Source organism: Pseudomonas sp. S3E17 (assembly GCF_024168685.1).
In the GTDB taxonomy this organism is placed as follows: Bacteria; Pseudomonadota; Gammaproteobacteria; order Pseudomonadales; family Pseudomonadaceae; genus Aquipseudomonas; species Aquipseudomonas marginalis.
In genome coordinates, this window is record NZ_JALJWE010000001.1 from 5,114,732 (window position 1) to 5,131,953 (window position 17,222).

The 17,222-nt window shown below is 62.0% G+C and carries 19 protein-coding genes; 11 read left to right on the forward strand and 8 right to left on the reverse strand.

Annotated features, from left to right (window positions below; genetic code table 11):
• The first annotated feature begins 101 nt into the window (after positions 1-101).
• The 7 genes from J3D60_RS23095 (at position 102) to J3D60_RS23125 (ending at position 5,801) form a co-directional block, all read left to right on the forward strand.
• Positions 102-1,763 carry an OFA family MFS transporter gene (locus J3D60_RS23095; RefSeq protein WP_065940740.1) on the forward strand — a complete coding sequence of 554 codons (1,662 nt, stop codon included), beginning with the start codon at positions 102-104 and terminating at the stop codon, positions 1,761-1,763.
• A 169-nt stretch (positions 1,764-1,932) separates the two neighbouring features.
• A complete protein-coding gene (gene hisB / locus J3D60_RS23100) occupies positions 1,933-2,526 on the forward strand; it encodes an imidazoleglycerol-phosphate dehydratase HisB (RefSeq protein ID WP_017849940.1) in 594 nt (197 codons plus the stop codon).
• Complete coding sequence (gene hisH, locus J3D60_RS23105) at positions 2,526-3,164, forward strand: imidazole glycerol phosphate synthase subunit HisH (RefSeq protein WP_065946680.1); 639 nt, start codon at positions 2,526-2,528, stop codon at positions 3,162-3,164. The genes hisB and hisH overlap by 1 nt, the downstream gene beginning before the upstream one ends.
• On the forward strand, positions 3,165-3,422 hold the full coding sequence (locus tag J3D60_RS23110; protein ID WP_065940742.1) for a DUF2164 domain-containing protein: 258 nt from the start codon (positions 3,165-3,167) through the stop codon (positions 3,420-3,422).
• A gap of 39 nt (positions 3,423-3,461) precedes the next feature.
• Entirely contained in the window at positions 3,462-4,199 is a 738-nt protein-coding gene (hisA, locus tag J3D60_RS23115; protein WP_027605077.1) for a 1-(5-phosphoribosyl)-5-[(5-phosphoribosylamino)methylideneamino]imidazole-4-carboxamide isomerase, read from the forward strand.
• 9 nt (positions 4,200-4,208) lie between these two features.
• Positions 4,209-4,979, forward strand: a complete 771-nt coding sequence (gene hisF, locus J3D60_RS23120; protein ID WP_003171107.1) for an imidazole glycerol phosphate synthase subunit HisF — start codon at positions 4,209-4,211, stop codon at positions 4,977-4,979.
• 66 nt (positions 4,980-5,045) lie between these two features.
• Positions 5,046-5,801, forward strand: a complete 756-nt coding sequence (locus J3D60_RS23125) for an ABC transporter substrate-binding protein (protein ID WP_065925754.1) — start codon at positions 5,046-5,048, stop codon at positions 5,799-5,801.
• Here J3D60_RS23125 and J3D60_RS23130 read toward each other — a convergent pair.
• The 4 genes from J3D60_RS23130 to gpmI form a co-directional block, all read right to left on the reverse strand.
• Positions 5,792-6,571, reverse strand: a complete 780-nt coding sequence (locus J3D60_RS23130; RefSeq protein ID WP_074848446.1) for a divergent polysaccharide deacetylase family protein — start codon at positions 6,569-6,571, stop codon at positions 5,792-5,794. The two genes, J3D60_RS23125 and J3D60_RS23130, sit on opposite strands and share 10 nt — an antisense overlap.
• 1 nt (position 6,572) lies before the next feature.
• A complete protein-coding gene (locus tag J3D60_RS23135; protein WP_065940744.1) occupies positions 6,573-7,889 on the reverse strand; it encodes a S41 family peptidase in 1,317 nt (438 codons plus the stop codon).
• Positions 7,890-7,919: 30 nt separating this feature from the next.
• Positions 7,920-9,215: a murein hydrolase activator EnvC gene (locus J3D60_RS23140; RefSeq protein ID WP_027605073.1), complete on the reverse strand. Its 1,296-nt coding sequence runs from the start codon at positions 9,213-9,215 to the stop codon at positions 7,920-7,922.
• Positions 9,216-9,400: 185 nt separating this feature from the next.
• Entirely contained in the window at positions 9,401-10,927 is a 1,527-nt protein-coding gene (gene gpmI, locus J3D60_RS23145; protein WP_065940746.1) for a 2,3-bisphosphoglycerate-independent phosphoglycerate mutase, read from the reverse strand.
• 151 nt (positions 10,928-11,078) lie between these two features.
• Between gpmI and J3D60_RS23150 the strand changes: the two genes are divergently transcribed.
• From J3D60_RS23150 to secB, 3 genes are read left to right on the forward strand one after another with little or no spacing between them, the layout of a single operon-like run.
• Positions 11,079-11,492, forward strand: coding sequence for a rhodanese-like domain-containing protein (locus J3D60_RS23150; RefSeq protein WP_027605071.1), 414 nt, complete (start codon positions 11,079-11,081; stop codon positions 11,490-11,492).
• Position 11,493: 1 nt separating this feature from the next.
• Positions 11,494-11,748, forward strand: a complete 255-nt coding sequence (gene grxC / locus J3D60_RS23155; protein WP_010213876.1) for a glutaredoxin 3 — start codon at positions 11,494-11,496, stop codon at positions 11,746-11,748.
• Between the two features lie 42 nt (positions 11,749-11,790).
• Entirely contained in the window at positions 11,791-12,270 is a 480-nt protein-coding gene (gene secB, locus J3D60_RS23160) for a protein-export chaperone SecB (protein ID WP_014716520.1), read from the forward strand.
• 126 nt (positions 12,271-12,396) lie between these two features.
• On the opposite strand, the gene J3D60_RS23165 is transcribed toward secB, so the two are convergent.
• Positions 12,397-12,852, reverse strand: a complete 456-nt coding sequence (locus J3D60_RS23165; protein WP_253492954.1) for a tRNA (cytidine(34)-2'-O)-methyltransferase — start codon at positions 12,850-12,852, stop codon at positions 12,397-12,399.
• Between J3D60_RS23165 and J3D60_RS23170 the strand changes: the two genes are divergently transcribed.
• Complete coding sequence (locus tag J3D60_RS23170) at positions 12,851-13,291, forward strand: hypothetical protein (RefSeq protein ID WP_027605070.1); 441 nt, start codon at positions 12,851-12,853, stop codon at positions 13,289-13,291. The two genes, J3D60_RS23165 and J3D60_RS23170, sit on opposite strands and share 2 nt — an antisense overlap.
• Before the next feature lie 529 nt (positions 13,292-13,820).
• Here J3D60_RS23170 and ntrC read toward each other — a convergent pair.
• From ntrC to J3D60_RS23185, 3 genes are all read right to left on the reverse strand, one after another.
• A complete protein-coding gene (gene ntrC, locus J3D60_RS23175) occupies positions 13,821-15,257 on the reverse strand; it encodes a nitrogen regulation protein NR(I) (protein WP_027605069.1) in 1,437 nt (478 codons plus the stop codon).
• Positions 15,254-16,339, reverse strand: a complete 1,086-nt coding sequence (gene glnL / locus J3D60_RS23180; protein ID WP_024072896.1) for a nitrogen regulation protein NR(II) — start codon at positions 16,337-16,339, stop codon at positions 15,254-15,256. Before glnL ends, ntrC begins: the two co-directional genes overlap by 4 nt.
• Positions 16,340-16,641: 302 nt before the next feature.
• Positions 16,642-17,178 (reverse strand): chorismate mutase, encoded by a 537-nt coding sequence (locus tag J3D60_RS23185; protein WP_253492956.1) that lies wholly within the window; start codon positions 17,176-17,178, stop codon positions 16,642-16,644.
• Positions 17,179-17,222: the final 44 nt, after the last annotated feature.

The window sequence follows — 17,222 nt, forward strand, 5'->3', positions numbered from 1 at the left end:
CCAAAATGGAGCTTCACTCTACAAAAACGGCCACGCTTTGCGTGCAAGGCCGAGGGAGAGAGCGCCTGACGAACGCATACTAATAACTGGGGGATTCATCAATGAGCACTAGCACTGTGGCCGGCACTACAGCCGCCCAGCCTGCGTTCCTGTCGAAGGAGCGCATTATCGCCAAGCCCGGGTTTAACCGCTGGCTGGTTCCACCGGCCGCCCTGGCCATCCACCTGTGCATCGGCATGGCCTACGGCTTTTCGGTGTTCTGGCTGCCGCTGTCCAAGGCGCTGGGTATCACCAAGCCTGTCGCCTGTGCACCGGACATGAGCTTCATCGCCCAGGTCTTCTCGTCCCAATGCGACTGGCCCATCTCCATGCTGGGCTGGATCTACACCCTGTTCTTCATCTTCCTGGGTTGCTCGGCAGCGATCTGGGGTGGCTGGCTGGAACATGCCGGGCCGCGCAAGGCCGGTGTTGTGTCGGCGTTGTGCTGGTGCGGCGGCCTGCTGATCTCGGCGCTGGGTATCTATACCCACCAGATCTGGCTGATGTGGATCGGCTCCGGGGTCATTGGCGGTATCGGCCTGGGCCTGGGCTATATCTCGCCCGTATCGACCCTGATCAAGTGGTTCCCGGACAAGCGCGGCATGGCCACCGGCATGGCGATCATGGGCTTCGGCGGCGGCGCAATGGTGGGCGCCCCGCTGGCTGCTGCGCTGATGGGGCACTTTGCTTCGCCGACCAGCGTGGGCGTATGGCAGAGTTTCCTGGTCATGGCTGCGATCTACTTCGTGTTCATGATCGGCGGCGCGCTGTCCTACCGCGTTCCACCCACTGGCTGGAAGCCTGAGGGCTGGACCGCACCGGCGAAAAAAGCCAGCAACGCAATGATCACTCACCGTCACGTGCATGTGAATGTGGCGTGGAAAACCCCGCAATTCCGCCTGGTATGGCTGGTGCTGTGCCTGAACGTGTCGGCGGGTATCGGCATCCTCGGCATGGCTTCGCCGCTGCTTCAGGAAGTGTTTGGCGGCAAGTTGCTGGGTGTTGATGTGCCGTTCGGTCAACTGGACGCCGGTCAACTGGCCTCCATCGCGGCCATCGCTGCAGGTTTCACGGGTCTGTTGAGCCTGTTCAACATCGGTGGCCGGTTCTTCTGGGCGTCGTTCTCCGACTACCTGGGGCGTAAAAACACCTACTTCGTGTTCTTCGCCCTGGGCTTTGCCCTGTATGCGCTGATCCCGAACCTGGGGCACCTGGGCAACGTGGCGCTGTTCGTGGCGGCGTTCTGCATCATCCTGTCGATGTACGGCGGTGGCTTTGCGACCGTCCCGGCCTACCTGGCGGACCTGTTCGGTACCCAGATGGTCGGCGCGATCCACGGTCGCCTGCTGACCGCCTGGGCAGCGGCGGGCGTGCTGGGCCCGGTGCTGGTGAACTACCTGCGTGAGTATCAACTGAGCATCGGCGTTGAACGCGCTGCGGCCTATGACATCACTTTGTATATCCTCGCCGGCCTGCTGGTGCTGGGCTTTATCTGCAACATGCTGGTCCGCCCGGTGGCCGACAAGTACTTCATGACCGACGCGGAACTGGCCGCCGAGCAGGCGCTGGGCCATGACAAGGGTGCCGATGCCAGCACTTCCCTGGAGTGGAAAGCGGCACCCGGCACCGTGCCGTTGGCGATCGCGGCCTGGCTGGTGGTGGGTATTCCGTTGGCGTGGGGTGTGTGGGTGACCCTGCAGAAGACGGCGGTACTGTTCCACTAAGTTGAATACAAGCGGGTGCACCATCCTGGAGCGCCCGCTTGTGTATACATGTCTATCCCCGACATTCCCCGCCTCAACTCGTCAGTCTTATCCCCTTCGATGTTTCTGTTTAGCGCCCGCGCCCCTATAATGGTTGCCTTTTTCGCCCAATGATTTTGCGGAGCTGGTGATGGCCGAACGTAAGGCGTCCGTCGAGCGCGACACTCTGGAAACCCAGATCAAAGCCTCGATCAACCTGGATGGCACCGGAAAGGCCCGATTTGATATCGGTGTACCTTTTCTTGAGCACATGCTGGATCAGATCGCCCGTCACGGGCTGATCGACCTGGATATCGTCAGCAAGGGCGACCTGCATATCGACGACCACCACACGGTGGAAGACGTAGGCATCACCCTCGGCCAGGCGTTTGCCAAGGCCATCGGCGACAAAAAAGGCATCCGTCGCTACGGTCACGCCTATGTCCCGCTGGACGAAGCGCTGTCGCGTGTGGTCATCGACTTCTCCGGCCGCCCAGGCCTGCAGATGCACGTGCCGTACACCCGCGCCACCGTGGGCGGCTTCGATGTCGACCTGTTCCAGGAATTCTTCCAGGGCTTCGTCAACCACGCACTGGTCAGCCTGCACATCGACAACCTGCGCGGCACCAACACCCACCACCAGATCGAAACCGTGTTCAAGGCTTTCGGCCGCGCGCTGCGCATGGCCGTGGAGCTGGATGAGCGCATGGCCGGGCAGATGCCCTCGACCAAGGGCGTCCTGTAATGCAGACGGTCGCGGTTATCGATTACGGCATGGGCAACCTGCACTCGGTGGCCAAGGCCCTCGAACACGTAGGGGCCGGCAAGGTGCTGATCACCAGCGATGCCAACGTGATTCGCGAAGCCGACCGCGTGGTGTTCCCCGGTGTGGGCGCGATCCGCGATTGCATGGCCGAGATCCGTCGCCTGGGCTTTGACAGCCTGGTGCGCGAAGTCAGCCAGGATCGTCCGTTCCTCGGCATCTGCGTGGGCATGCAAGCCTTGCTCGATCGCAGTGAAGAGAACGACGGCGTCGACTGCATCGGCCTGTTCCCCGGCCAGGTGAAGTTCTTCGGCAAGGACCTGCACGAAGACGGCGCCCACCTGAAAGTCCCGCACATGGGCTGGAACGAAGTCAGCCAGACAGTGGATCACCCGCTGTGGCATGACATCCCGGACATGGCGCGCTTCTACTTCGTGCACAGCTACTACATCGCCGCCGGTAAACCGCGCCAGGTGGTGGGTGGTGGGCACTACGGCGTCGACTTCGCCGCTGCGTTGGCCGAAGGTTCGCGTTTTGCCGTGCAGTTCCACCCGGAGAAGAGCCATACCCATGGCCTGCAATTGCTGCAGAACTTCGCCGCCTGGGATGGGCGCTGGTAAATGGCCAGGAAGCCGAAGCCGCCGATCTTGACCCTCACGCCGGAGCAGGAAAGTGAGGCTACCCTCAAGATCAAGCGCTTCATGGAAGACCGCTTCGAGCTCAAGCTGGGCTCGTTCGAGGTCGCCGAGATTCTTGAGCTGTTCACCACCGAAGTGGCTCCGCACTATTACAACAGGGCGATTTTCGATACGCAGACGCTCCTTAAAGAAAGGTTCGAAAGCATCGAAAGCGACCTGTGGTCGCTTGAGAAACCCTGATTTCCCAAGCATTGCTGAATATCGAATAAGGTTTGCCAGATGCTGATTATCCCCGCTATCGATCTCAAGGACGGCGCCTGCGTCCGTCTGCGCCAAGGCCGTATGGAAGATTCCACCGTGTTCTCCGATGATCCGGTGAGCATGGCTGCCAAATGGGTGGAAGGGGGCTGCCGGCGTCTGCATCTGGTGGACTTGAACGGCGCCTTCGAAGGCCAGCCGGTCAACGGCGAGGTGGTCACCGCGATCGCCAGGCGCTACCCGAACCTGCCGATCCAGATCGGCGGCGGTATCCGCTCCCTGGAAACCATCGAGCATTACGTCAAGGCCGGCGTGAGCTACGTGATCATTGGCACCAAGGCCGTGAAAGACCCGGCCTTCGTCGCCGAAGCCTGCCGCGCGTTCCCGGGCAAAGTGATCGTGGGCCTGGACGCTAAAGATGGTTTCGTCGCCACCGACGGCTGGGCTGAAATCAGCACCGTGCAAGTCATCGACCTGGCCAGGCAGTTCGAAGCCGACGGCGTGTCCGCCATCGTTTATACCGACATCGCCAAAGACGGCATGATGCAGGGCTGCAACGTGCCGTTCACCGCGGCGCTGGCGGCTGCGACGAAGATTCCGGTGATTGCTTCCGGCGGCATTCACAACCTCGGTGACATCAAGTCACTGCTGGACGCCAAGGCCCCCGGCATCATCGGCGCCATCACCGGCCGCGCGATCTACGAAGGTACCCTGGACGTCGCCGAAGCCCAGGCTTACTGCGATGCCTATAACGGCTGAGGACTGACCATGGCGCTGGCCAAACGCATCATCCCTTGCCTGGACGTCGACAACGGTCGCGTGGTCAAGGGCGTCAAGTTCGAGAACATCCGTGACGCCGGCGACCCGGTGGAAATCGCCCGTCGCTACGATGAGCAAGGTGCCGACGAAATTACCTTTCTCGACATCACCGCCAGCGTCGACGGCCGCGACACTACGTTGCATACCGTCGAGCGCATGGCCAGCCAGGTGTTTATCCCGCTGACCGTGGGCGGTGGCGTGCGCACCGTGCAGGACATCCGCAACCTGCTCAATGCCGGTGCGGACAAGGTCTCGATCAACACTGCTGCGGTGTTCAACCCGGAGTTCGTCGGCGAAGCCGCGCAGCACTTCGGCTCGCAATGCATCGTGGTCGCCATCGACGCCAAGAAAGTCTCCGGCCCGGGCGAAACTCCGCGCTGGGAGATCTTCACCCACGGCGGTCGCAAGCCGACCGGCCTGGACGCGGTGGAGTGGGCGATGAAGATGGAAGGCCTGGGCGCCGGGGAAATCCTGCTGACCAGCATGGACCAGGACGGCATGAAGAACGGCTTCGACCTGGGCGTGACCCGCGCCATCAGCGATGCGCTCGGTATTCCGGTGATCGCCTCCGGCGGCGTCGGTAATCTGCAACACCTGGCCGACGGCGTGATCGAAGGCCATGCCAGCGCGGTGCTGGCGGCGAGTATTTTTCACTTTGGTGAATACACCGTTCCCGAGGCCAAGGCCTACATGGCGGCGCGCGGTATCGTCGTTCGCTAAACGTTGCTGGACACCATGGCAGGCGCGCGGCACTCTCTGCGCTTGCCATGGATTCCGGTAGCCTTCATGTTCAAGACCCTGCTGCTTGCCCTCGCCAGCACCTCCATCTTCATGGTGAGTGCAGCCCACGCCGAAGAGCCGTCCGACGCCTCCCTGGTATTGCTGACGGAAAATTTCCCGCCCTACAACATGGCCAAGAACGGCAAGAACTTCGCCAGGGACGAGAACATCGAAGGCATCGCCGTAGACATCGTGCGCGAAACCTTCAAGCGTGCCGGCATTTCCTACAATCTCACCCTGCGTTTTCCCTGGGAGCGAATCTACAAGCTCGCCCTGGAGAAACCCGGCTATGGCGTGTTTGTGATGGCGCGTTTGCCGGATCGTGAAGCGCTGTTCAAGTGGGTTGGCCCCATCGGCCCGGACGACTGGGTGCTGCTGGCCAAGGCCGACAGCAAGATCCAGCTCGACGACCTGGAGCACGCGCGCCGCTACAGGATCGGCGCCTATAAGGGCGATGCCATCGCCGAGACCCTGGAGAAGCAGGGCCTTAACCCGGTGGTGGTGTTGCGTGACCAGGACAACGCGCAAAAGCTCGTGGATGGCCAGATCGACCTGTGGGCCACCGGCGACCCGGCCGGGCGTTACCTGGCGCGCCAGGTCGGTGTGACCGGGCTCAAGACTGTGCTGCGGTTCAACAGCGCCCAGTTGTACCTGGCGCTGAACAAGGATGTACCGGATGAGACGGTGGCCAGGCTGCAGGCAGCGTTGGATCAGTTGCGCTCTGAAGGGCGGGTGGAACAGATCATGGCGGACTATTTGTAGCGGTAGACGCCGTTCTTGCCGTGCCCCGCCATGGCTTGATTGCTGCGCACACTGATCATCAGCTTGATATCAATCCACTCGATGCCCTGGGCCTGGAGCTTGGGCAATTCGCGCTCGAGCACCGCCAGCGTCTGCGGATAGGGGTGGCCGATCATCACCGCCGAACCCTGTTTATGCGCCAGCTTGATCGCGGTTTGCAGCTGCGTGGCAATCGCCGCTTCGGTGCGCTCATCATCGAGGAATACATCCCGCGAGACATGGGCCAGGCCGATCTTCTGCGCCTCGGCGGCGGCCACGGTCTGTGCGCTGGTGCGGCTGTCGACGAAGAACTTGTTGCGCCGCTGCAGTTCCGCCATCAGCCAGGCCATGGCGGCCGGCTGGGCGGTCATGCGACTGCCCATATGGTTGTTGATGCCGGCGGTGTAGGGCACGGCCTTGAAGGCGGCGTCCAGGCGTTGGCCAAGTTCTTCCATGGAGAGTTCCGGGTGCCAGGCGAACGGGCCGGTGGCGGGGTCCATGGGCATGTGCAGGATCACGATCTTGCCGGCCTTGTGCGCTTCGCGGGCGAATTCGGCGGCGTGGGGCGTGTCGGGCATGATCGCCGTGGTCACCGGCCCAGGCAGGGCCAGCACGCGACGATCCCGGGGCAGGTTTTGCCCCAGGTCGTCGATGATAAGGGTCAGGTAGGCTTTGTGGGATTCGCCGGCAGGGGCCGCTTGGGCGACCCCTGCCAGGCTGCACAGCACAGCAATGATCAGGGCAACACGCATATCAACGGCTGCGCGTAATGCTCAGGCCCTTGAGCAGGCTCAGCGCCTGGGCCAACTGGTAGTCATCGTCCTGCGGCATCGGCTTGGCTTTCTTGCTGCTGCCGGTTGGCTGGTCGGCACCGCCGTTGCCATTGCCCAGGTGACCTTGCAGGTCGGCTTCCTTGTAGTACTCGCTGTCGATTTCGTTGGTGATCTTGGCCTTGCGCACTTCGATGTCCGGCACGATGCCCTGGGCCTGGATCGAGCGGCCGTTCGGCGTGTAGTACAGCGCGGTGGTGATCTTCAGGGCGCGATCGTTGTTCAGCGGCAGCACGGTTTGTACCGAGCCTTTGCCGAAGCTGGTGGTGCCCATCAGCACGCCGCGCTTCTGGTCTTGCAGGGCGCCGGCGACGATTTCCGAGGCCGAGGCGCTGCCGCCGTTGATCAGCACGGCCAATGGCACGTTCTCGCTGAGGTCGTTGCCGGTGGCCGAGAAGCGCAGCTCGGAGTTGGCGATACGGCCCTTGGTGTAGACGATCAGGCCCTTGGTGATGAAGTGGTCGACCACTTCCACCGCCGACTGCAGCACGCCGCCCGGGTTGTTGCGCAGGTCGAGCACGATGCCGCTGAGTTTCTTGCCGTTGTCCTTGCGCAGCTTGGCCAGGGCCTTGGCCACTTCTTCGCCGGTCTTGACCTGGAACTGGGTGATGCGGATGTAGCCGTAGCCCGACTCCAGCAACTGACTCTTCACGCTCTTGACCACGATGGTCGCGCGGGTGAGCGTCACGTCAAACGGGTTGCCGCCGTCGCGCACCAGGGTCAGGGTGATTTTCTGGCCGATCTTGCCGCGCATCTTGTCGACGGCTTCGGTCATGGTCTGGCCGCGGGTCGGCTGGCCGTTGATCTTGACGATAAAGTCACCGGCCTGGATGCCGGCCTTGGATGCCGGGGTGTCGTCGATGGGCGAAACGACCTTGATGTTGCCGTCTTCAGCGCCGACTTCAATGCCCAGGCCGCCGAATTCACCACTGGTGCTTTCCTGCAGCTCGGCAAAATCTTCCGGACCCAGGTACGCGGAGTGCGGGTCGAGGTTGCTGAGCATGCCCTTGATGGCATTCTCCAGCAGGGTCTTGTCGTCTACAGGTTCGACATAGGCGGCCTTGATCCGGTCCATGACCTCGGCAAAGGTGCGCAGCTCGTCCAGCGGCAATGGCGCCTTGGTGGTCGCGGCCGTGGCGGCGGGTGCAGCCGGGGCGGCCTGGTCGGCAAAAGCCAGAGGCGCGCCGATGACCAGGGCGATCGTCAGGGCCAGCGAAGTGAGGCGGGACAAATGCAGCATGTCGAACGAACTCCTAATGTAGATGCGACCCTATCCTTGGGACCGGCACCATTGTGCGGGATCGCTCGGGCGACCCTGCTGACGAATAGCGAAGTACAGCGCCGGGGTGTCCTGGCCACCACTGTTACCGACAGTGGAGATGGATTCACCGGCTTTTACAACATCACCTGCCGACTTGAGTAACGTCTGATTGTGGCCATAAAGGCTTAAATAGCCATTACCGTGGTCGAGAATCACCAACAAACCGGCGCCCCGCAGCCAATCGGCGAACACCACGCGCCCACCATGTACGGCGTGGACCTGGCTGCCGGCAGAGGCGCTGATCATCACCCCGTCCCACTTGGCGCGGGTGTCATCGCCCCGGGTTTCCCCAAAGCGTGCCAGCAGTCGACCATCAACCGGCCATGGAAGTTTGCCGCGGGCTGAAGCAAAAGGCCCGCCGAACGACTCGCCGGCACTGGAAACCAGCGGGCCAGGGGCGGCATGTGCCGGTTTGCGCGGCGCCGGGGCATCGCTGGTGGCTGCCAGTTCGGCCTCACGCTGGCGCTTTTTTTCCGCTTCCTGCTGGGCGATCAGCGCTTTCTGCCGCGCTTCTTCGGCCTCGCGTGCCTGGCGTGCCAGGGTTTCTTCGATGGTCTTGAGCACTTTGGCCAGGTCGGCCTGGTCCTGCTCGCGGGCCTGCAGCTTGGCGTCGCGGGCCTTCACGTCGTCATTGAGCTTGGCCAGGGCCAGCTGGCGCTCCTTGCGGACTTTGTCCAGCTCGTCGCGCTGGGCGTTGAGGCTGGCTTTCTGGTCCTCCAGCTGCGACTGCTGGTTGGCGATTTCCTGTTCGACATTGGCCAACTGGCGCAGGGTCTCGTTGAAGCTTTTCAATTGCTCCAGGCGGGCCTTGCTCAGGTAGTCGTAGTAGGTCAGGGTGCGCGCGAATTTCTCCGGGTTCTGCTGGTTGAGCAGCAGCTTGAGGTATTCCTGGCGGCCGCTCTGGTAGGCGGCGCGGGCCTGGATCGCGATCAGGCGTTGCTGTTCAACGCGTGCGCTCTGGAGTTTTTTTTTCTCAGCGTCGAGTCGCTCCAGTTCCGACTCGCTCTTCTTTAGTTCTTTTTGCAGCTCCTGGACCTGCTTCTCCAGCTTACCCATTTCGGTTTCCGTGCCGCGCAGGTCTTTCTGCACCCCGGATTTTTCTTCCTGGAGCTTGCCGAGCAGTTTTTTCAGCTCGGTAATGTCCTGACGCGTAGCGTCCAACTGTTGTTGAGTTTGTGCGCGCTCGTCGGCAAACGCCGGTTGGAGCAGGCAGACAAGAGCGAGGGTAATCAAGGCGCGAAGCATAGAGGCGGGCGACACCAGGGAAAGGGACGGCCTAGTATGCCCGCCAAGCGCTGCAAAAAAAACGCCCAATTCGGCCTGGAAGGCAAGATAGGTGCCGAGCGGCGGTGGTATGGCAAAAAGACATCTGCCAAACACCGCAGATCCCATGTGGGAAGGGACAAGCCCCTCCCACATGTTTGTTGAGATCAGACCAGAATTGAGGTCCCGGTCATCTCTTTGGGCTTCTCCAGCCCCATCAGCATCAGCATGGTCGGTGCCACATCCGCCAGCACGCCGCCATCACGCACTTTGAAATCGCGCTTGCCTACATAGATGAACGGCACCGGCTCGGTGGTGTGGGCGGTATGGGCCTGGCCGGTGGTTTCGTCGGACATCTGCTCGCAGTTGCCGTGGTCGGCGGTGATCAGCGCTTCGCCGCCGACTTTTTCCAGGGCCTCGACAATGCGGCCGACGCACAGGTCCAGGCATTCCACGGCCTTGGTCGCAGCTTCCAGGTTACCGCTGTGGCCGACCATGTCGCCGTTGGCGTAGTTGACCACGATCACGTCGTAACGCTGGTGGTCGATGGCGTCGACGATCTTGTCGGTGACTTCCGGCGCGCTCATTTCCGGCTGCAGGTCGTAGGTGGCGACTTTTGGCGAAGGGATCAGGATGCGTTCTTCGCCCGGGAACGGTTCTTCACGCCCGCCGGAGAAGAAGAAGGTGACGTGGGCGTATTTCTCGGTCTCGGCAATACGCAGCTGGGTCTTGCCGTTCTTCGCCAGGTAGTCGCCCAGCACGTTGTCCAGGCTGCCGGCAGCAAAGGCAGCGGGGGCCGGGATGCTGGCGGCGTATTGGGTCAGGCCGACGTATTGGACTTTTGGCTGGCGCGCCCGCTCGAATTCCTTGAAACCGTCTTCGACAAACACACGGCTCAGCTCGCGCGCGCGGTCGGCGCGGAAGTTCATGAACACCACGGCGTCGCCGTCTTCGACCTTGACCGGCTCGCCGATGGTGGTGGCCTTGACGAATTCATCGCTCTCGCCACGGGCGTAGGCAGCTTCCAGGCCTTCCTGGGCGGTGGCGGCGTGGAATTCGGCCTGGCCGTCGACGATCAGGTTGTAGGCCTGGGACACGCGGTCCCAACGGTTGTCGCGGTCCATGGCGAAGTAGCGGCCCACCAGGCTGGCGATGCGGCCCTTGCCCAGGGCGGCGAAGGTGGCGTCCAGCAGCTCGATGGAGGATTGCGCGCTTTTTGGCGGGGTGTCGCGACCATCGAGGAAGGCGTGCAGGTAGATCTTGTCGGCGCCGCGCTTGAAGGCCAGCTCGGCCATCGCCACCAGATGGTCCTGGTGACTGTGAACGCCGCCGTCGGACAGCAGGCCCATGAAGTGCACGGCTTTGCCGGCGGCCACGGCTTTATCTACCGCTGCGCAGATAGTCGGGTTCTCGAAGAACTCGCCATCGCGGATCGATTTGGTCACGCGGGTGAAGTCCTGATAGACCACTCGTCCGGCGCCGAGGTTCATGTGGCCGACTTCCGAGTTGCCCATCTGGCCGTCCGGCAGGCCCACGTCCATGCCCGAGCCGGAGATCAGGCCGTTGGGCACCGTCGCGGTCAGGCGGTCGAGTACGGGCTTCTTGGCCGCGTACACCGCGTTGTCGTGGTGGCTTTCACTGTGTCCGAAGCCATCGAGAATTATCAGGACCAAAGGTTTAGGCGTAGTAGTCATAGATCCTCTCGCGGCGGTAATAAAGGAAGGCAATTGAAAAGGGAGTGGCAGTTTAAAGCGAAGTTCCGACCACGTCACCGCCTTACGGGGGTTGGCCCCCCCTGACGGCTGTGTATACTTACCGCCATTTTAACGCCCTGGAACCTCCTTGATGGTTGATCACCTGATTGCATTTGCCACTGCCCACTATCTGCTCGTGGGTGCCTTCGTCATCCTGCTGGCGCTGCTGATCGCTCACGAATTGAGCCGTGGTGGCCGCAGCCTGAGCACGTCGGAGCTGACCGCGCTGGTCAACAAGGATGAGGCCATTGTGGTGGATATCCGCCCAGTCAAGGATTTCGCCGCCGGCCACATCGTCGGTGCCCTGAACATTCCTCAGGACAAGCTGATCGCGCGCCTGGCCGAGCTGGAAAAGCACAAGGCCAAGACCATCATCCTGGTCGACGCCCAGGGCCAGCACGCCGGTACCCACGCCCGCGAGATGCTCAAGAGCGGTTTCACCGCCGCCAAGCTGTCCGGTGGCATCAGCAGCTGGCGCGCCGATAACCTGCCGCTGGTGAAGTGATATGAGCCAGGTCGTCGTATATTCCAGCGATTGGTGCCCTTACTGCATGCGGGCCAAGGCCCTGCTGGAGAAAAAGGGCGTTGCCTTCGAAGAGATCAAGGTCGATGGCAAACCCCAGGTGCGTGCCGAAATGGCCCAGAAGGCGGGGCGCACGTCGGTGCCGCAGATCTGGATCGGCGCTAAACACATCGGTGGTTGCGACGACCTGTTTGCCCTGGAGCGCGCCGGTAAACTCGATGCGCTGCTGCTCGTCTGACTCCTAACCCCTAAAAGACCCCAAGATCAAGAAGGATCTGCGATGACTGACCAACAGAACACCGAAGCAGCAGAAGCCCAAGGCCCACAATTTTCGCTGCAGCGTATCTATGTGCGTGACTTGTCGTTCGAAGCGCCGAAAAGCCCGGCTATCTTCCGCCAGGAATGGACCCCAAGCGTTGCCCTGGACCTGAACACCCGTCAAAAGGCACTGGAAGGCGATTTCCACGAAGTCGTGCTGACCTTGTCGGTCACCGTCAAGAATGGCGAAGAAGTGGCCTTCATCGCTGAAGTGCAACAGGCCGGTATCTTCCTGATCCAGGGCCTGGACGAAGCGTCCATGAGCCACACCCTGGGTGCGTTCTGCCCGAACATCCTGTTCCCGTATGCCCGCGAGACCCTGGACAGCCTGGTCACCCGTGGTTCGTTCCCGGCGTTGATGCTGGCTCCGGTGAACTTCGATGCCCTGTACGCTCAAGAGCTGCAGCGCATGCAACAGGAAGGCGCGCCGACGGTTCAGTAATCTCGAACCCGACGCAGAACCCAATGTGGGAGGGAGCTTGCTCCCGATGGCGGTGGATCAGTCACGTAGATGTCGACTGACACTCTGCCATCGGGGGCAAGCCCCCTCCCACATTTGTTATGTGTGCTATTTGAAGCCGAGTTGGCGCCAGCCTTCGTAGACGGCAACGGCGACGGTGTTCGACAGGTTCAGGCTGCGGCAGCCTTCGCGCATCGGCAGGCGCAGGCGATGGCCATCGGGCAGGGCGTCGAGTACCTCGGCCGGCAGGCCACGGCTTTCCGGGCCGAACAGGAAGGCGTCGCCTTCGGCAAAGTTGGCATCATGGAACGGTCGCGAACCCTTGGTGGTGAACGCGAACAGCCGTGGGTGGCCCAGGCTTTCCAGGCAGCTGGCCAGGTCGGCATGGCGCTGCAGGGTGGCGTACTCGTGGTAGTCCAGGCCGGCACGGCGCAGGCGTTTGTCGTCCATGTCGAAGCCCAGGGGCTCGATCAAATGCAGGTGGCAGCCACTGTTGGCGCACAGCCTGATAACGTTGCCGGTATTCGGCGGAATTTCTGGTTGAAAAAGGATGACGTGAAACATGCACGGCTCCGAAGGCAAAGATGCGCTGCATTCTACCCCTGAAGAAGACCCAAGACCGAAGCTAATGCCGAGGGTCATGGGCTCATTGGCGATTGTCGGCCTGATGGTGGGCCTGATGATCGGTCGCCTGACCACCCCAGACCCGGTCGAGTTGCAGCAGATAGAGACGGCGGCGGACGGTGTGGTGGCGTGGTTTAACCGCGAACCCAAGCTGCATGGTGAGCATATCGACGGCACCGTGGCGCTGTTGTTCGACGCGCAAGGCAAGGCCGCCAGCGGGCAGCTCAAGGTCAACGACAAGGATGTGAACTGGCGCGTGCGCAAGACCGATGCGGGCTTGCTGCTGAACCTGGTGGCGGCTCGGCCGTTGCGCGGGGAGTGGAAGGGCGAGGAGGTCGATGACCGCTGGCGGCTGGAGATCCATCTCCAAGAGCAATAAAAGAGGGAGTTCCCGGCCTGCCTGTACCAGGGCTCCCAAAACGGGGTGAAGCCAGAGGCTTCGGTGTTAAAGAGGGAATCCCCGGCCTGCCTGTACCGAGGTTCCCGAAAGCGGTGTGGAGCGCGACGCGGTTCGCATCAAGCACCCCGGGTGTAAAGAGGGGATTCTCGGCCTGCCTGTACCAAGGTCCCCGAAACTGGGTTGTACTGGGGTTGTTGCAGGGCGCGTGCCAGAGTGGCTGAGTTGTGGCAAAAAATTTCTCCAGAAAGCGCAAAGCCCCGGAATACGGGGCTTTGGTGTTTTCGGGGTTCAGTGTTTTCTTAACAAAACGCTGGTTTCGGGCTTGGAACGTGTGCGCGATGCTAGAACAGGGTGCATTGAAGCGGTGCACGGTTCTGAGTCCGTGTGGAGGTCCAAATGTGAGAGGGGGCTTGCTCCCGATGGCGGAGTGTCAGTCGATATCTATCTGACTGATCCACCGCTATCGGGAGCAAGCCCCCTCCCACATTAGACCTCGGTAGATGGGAGATCAGGCGTCGTCGCCCTCATCGTCATCACCGCCATCGACCTTCATGCCCAGCTCCTTGATCTTGCGCGTCAGGGTATTGCGACCCCAACCCAGCAACACGGCGGCATCGCGACGGCGGCCGGCGGTGTGCTTGAGGGCGGTTTCGATCATGATCCGCTCGAAGGCCGGTACGGCGCTGTCCAGCAGGTTCGACTGGCCGCGTGCCAGGGCCTGGTCGGCCCATTGGCGCAGCGCCTGTTCCCAGTTGGTCACCGGGGCCGAATCCTGCGGCAGGCTCAGCAGTTCCGGCGGCAAGTCGCCGATATGCACTTCGCGGCCGGACGCCATCACGGTGATCCAGCGGCAGGTATTCTCCAGCTGGCGCACGTTGCCGGGCCACGGCAGGTTCTTCAGGTATTCCTCGGTCTCGCTTTTCAGCAGCTTCGGCTCGACGGCCAGCTCCTGGGCGGCGCGGCTGAGGAAGTGGCGGGCGAGGGTCGGGATATCTTCGCGGCGGTCCGACATGCGTGGGATGTGGATGCGGATCACGTTGAGACGGTGGAACAAGTCTTCACGGAACTTGCCGGCGTGCACCAGGGTTTCCAGGTTCTGGTGAGTCGCGGCGATGATGCGCACATCGACCTTGACCGGTGTGTGCCCGCCCACGCGGTAGAACTCGCCGTCCGCCAGTACGCGCAGCAGGCGAGTCTGGGTGTCGGCCGGCATGTCGCCGATTTCATCGAGGAACAGCGTGCCGCCGTCCGCTTGTTCGAAGCGGCCGCGACGCAGGTTGGCTGCGCCGGTGAACGCGCCTTTCTCATGTCCGAACAGCTCGGACTCCATCAGATCCTTGGGGATCGCCGCCATGTTCAGTGCGATAAACGGCGAGGCCGCTCGCGGGCTGTGGCGGTGCAGGGCGTGGGCTACCAGCTCTTTACCGGTACCCGACTCGCCGTTGATCAGCACGGTGATGTTGGAATGGCTCAAGCGCCCGATGGCGCGAAACACTTCCTGCATCGCCGGCGCTTCACCGATGATTTCCGGGGTGCGGGTCAGGGTCGGCGGAGCTTCCTGGTTCTGCTGTTCCTGGGCGTGCTGGTTGGCGCGCTTGACCAGCGCCACGGCCTCGTCCACGTCAAACGGCTTGGGCAGGTACTCGAAGGCACCGCCCTGATAGGACGCGACAGCGCTGTCCAGGTCCGAGTGGGCAGTCATGATGATCACCGGCAGGCGCGGGTGCTGCTCGCGAATCCGCGCCAGCAGGTCCAGGCCACTGGCGCCGGGCATGCGGATGTCGGAGATGATCACGTCGGGCTGCTGGCGCGCCAGGCGGCTCATCACCCCGTCGGCGCTGTCGAAGCTCTGGGTGGTCATGCCTTCCTGTTGCAAGGCTTTCTCGAGGACCCAGCGGATAGAACGGTCGTCATCGACGATCCACACAGTTTCACTACGGCTCATGTCGATGGGGCTCCTTGTTCCAGAGGCAGAAAGATCGAGAATGTGGTGTGGCCGGGATGGCTCTCACATTCGATCAGACCCTGGTGCTGGCTGATGATGTTCTGGGTAATGGCCAGGCCCAGCCCGGTACCGTCCGGGCGGCCGCTGACCATGGGAAAGAAGATGGTTTCCTGAAGTTCCGCAGGGATACCCGGGCCGTTGTCGATGATCTCGACCTTGGTCACCAGGCGATGGCGCACGTGGCCGATGGTGAACTGGCGCAGGGCACGGGTGCGCAGGCTGATGCGGCCAAGGCGCAGCTCGTTCTGGCTGCTGATGGCCTGCATGGCGTTGCGCACGATGTTGAGCACCGCCTGGATCATCTGCTCGCGGTCGATCAACACGTCGGGAATGCTTGGGTCGTAGTCGCGCACCAGGGTGATGCAGCCCTGGCTTTCGGCTTCTACCAACTGACAGACGCGCTCCAGTACTTCGTGCACGTTGGTCATCGCCAGCGACGGCAGCTTGTTGGAGCCGAGCATGCGGTCCACCAGGTTACGCAGGCGGTCGGCCTCTTCGATGATGACGTTGGTGTAGTCCTTGAGGTGCTCGTCCGGCAGTTCACGGGCCAGCAACTGCGCCGCGCCGCGAATGCCGCCCAGCGGGTTCTTGATCTCATGGGCCAGGCCGCGCACCAGCATCTTGCTGGTCTCCTGCTTGGACAGCTGGGCTTCTTCCTTGGTGATGCGCAACAGGCGGTCGCGGGGGTGCACTTCGAGCAGCAGCAGCGTGGCGCCGTTGCTCAGGATCGGGGTTACGGCGTAGTCGACGGTCAGCGTCTGGCCGGTCAGTGCCGTGAGCATCGCTTCACGCTTGGTGAACGGGTGTGCCTGCTCCACTGCCTGGCGCAACGAACTCAAGGCTTCGGCCGACTCGGTGAACAATTCGCTGATGAACTGCCCATGGCTGCGCTGGCCGCTGATGGCCAGGAGCATCTCTGCCGCCGGGTTCATGTACTCAAGGCGCAGGTCGTCATTGAGCAGGATGGTCGCGGTGGTCAGGTTGTCGAGTAGCAAACGGTGCAGTGCATCGCTGATGGTCATCGGGACCTCTTTTGGAGCAAGGCGCGGGCTTGAGGCACACGCTGATACAAGGAAAATGCAAAAACCAAACCAAGGCTCCGAAAAGAAGCGTCAATCCCCTGAAATAAGGGGTTAAGGCGCGAAACTGTGGCGTTCTGCCAGCCCGCTCGGGAAGTTTCGAACCAAAATGGTGTGAGTCAGTGGGAAGGGTGCGGGATGTCGCACCAATATAGTGCGGTTTTGTGAAGGTTGTTCAGGAAGTGCCGAATTCACACAAATCCAATGTGGGAGGAACTCCCACATGTTCGGGGCGGGTTACAGATTCAGTCTTTGTGGATGCATAGCTCGGCCGTGGCGCGAATCATCGCCAGCTGCCGCAACGGGTCGTTCAGCGGCTCATGCACCGCTTCAGCCAGCCATTGAGGGCACTGCGGGTCGCTGCGTTGTGGCGTGAAGTCTGCGAGTTGTTGCAGCAGGCGTTTTTGCAATTGATCCAGTTGCGGGCGAATCTGCTTCACCAGGTCCGGGCGCGGGTCGTGGGGTGCCTTGCCCTGGAACTGCCAGTCGGACAGGTGGGTGTATTGCACCAGCTTGTTTGCCTCGATCTGCGCCGAGAAAAATTGCTCGGCGGCGGCGGGCTCCAGTTTGTAACTCGGTGCCTGGGCAACGACGCTGGCGAGCACGTCCTGCTCGCGCTTTTTGTCTTCTACCGGTTTTTTACTGTCCCATTTGCTCAGGGCCACCTGGTCGGCAATGGCCAGGCGTTCGGCGATGCTGTTGAGCAATGGCGCCAGTGTCGGCGGTGCAGCGAATGCACTGGCGCTGGCGAACAATAAAGTGAATGCAAGTAGACGCTTCAAGAGGTGACCTCCTAGGGTGCGGGCAAAAAAAAGACCTCCCGAAG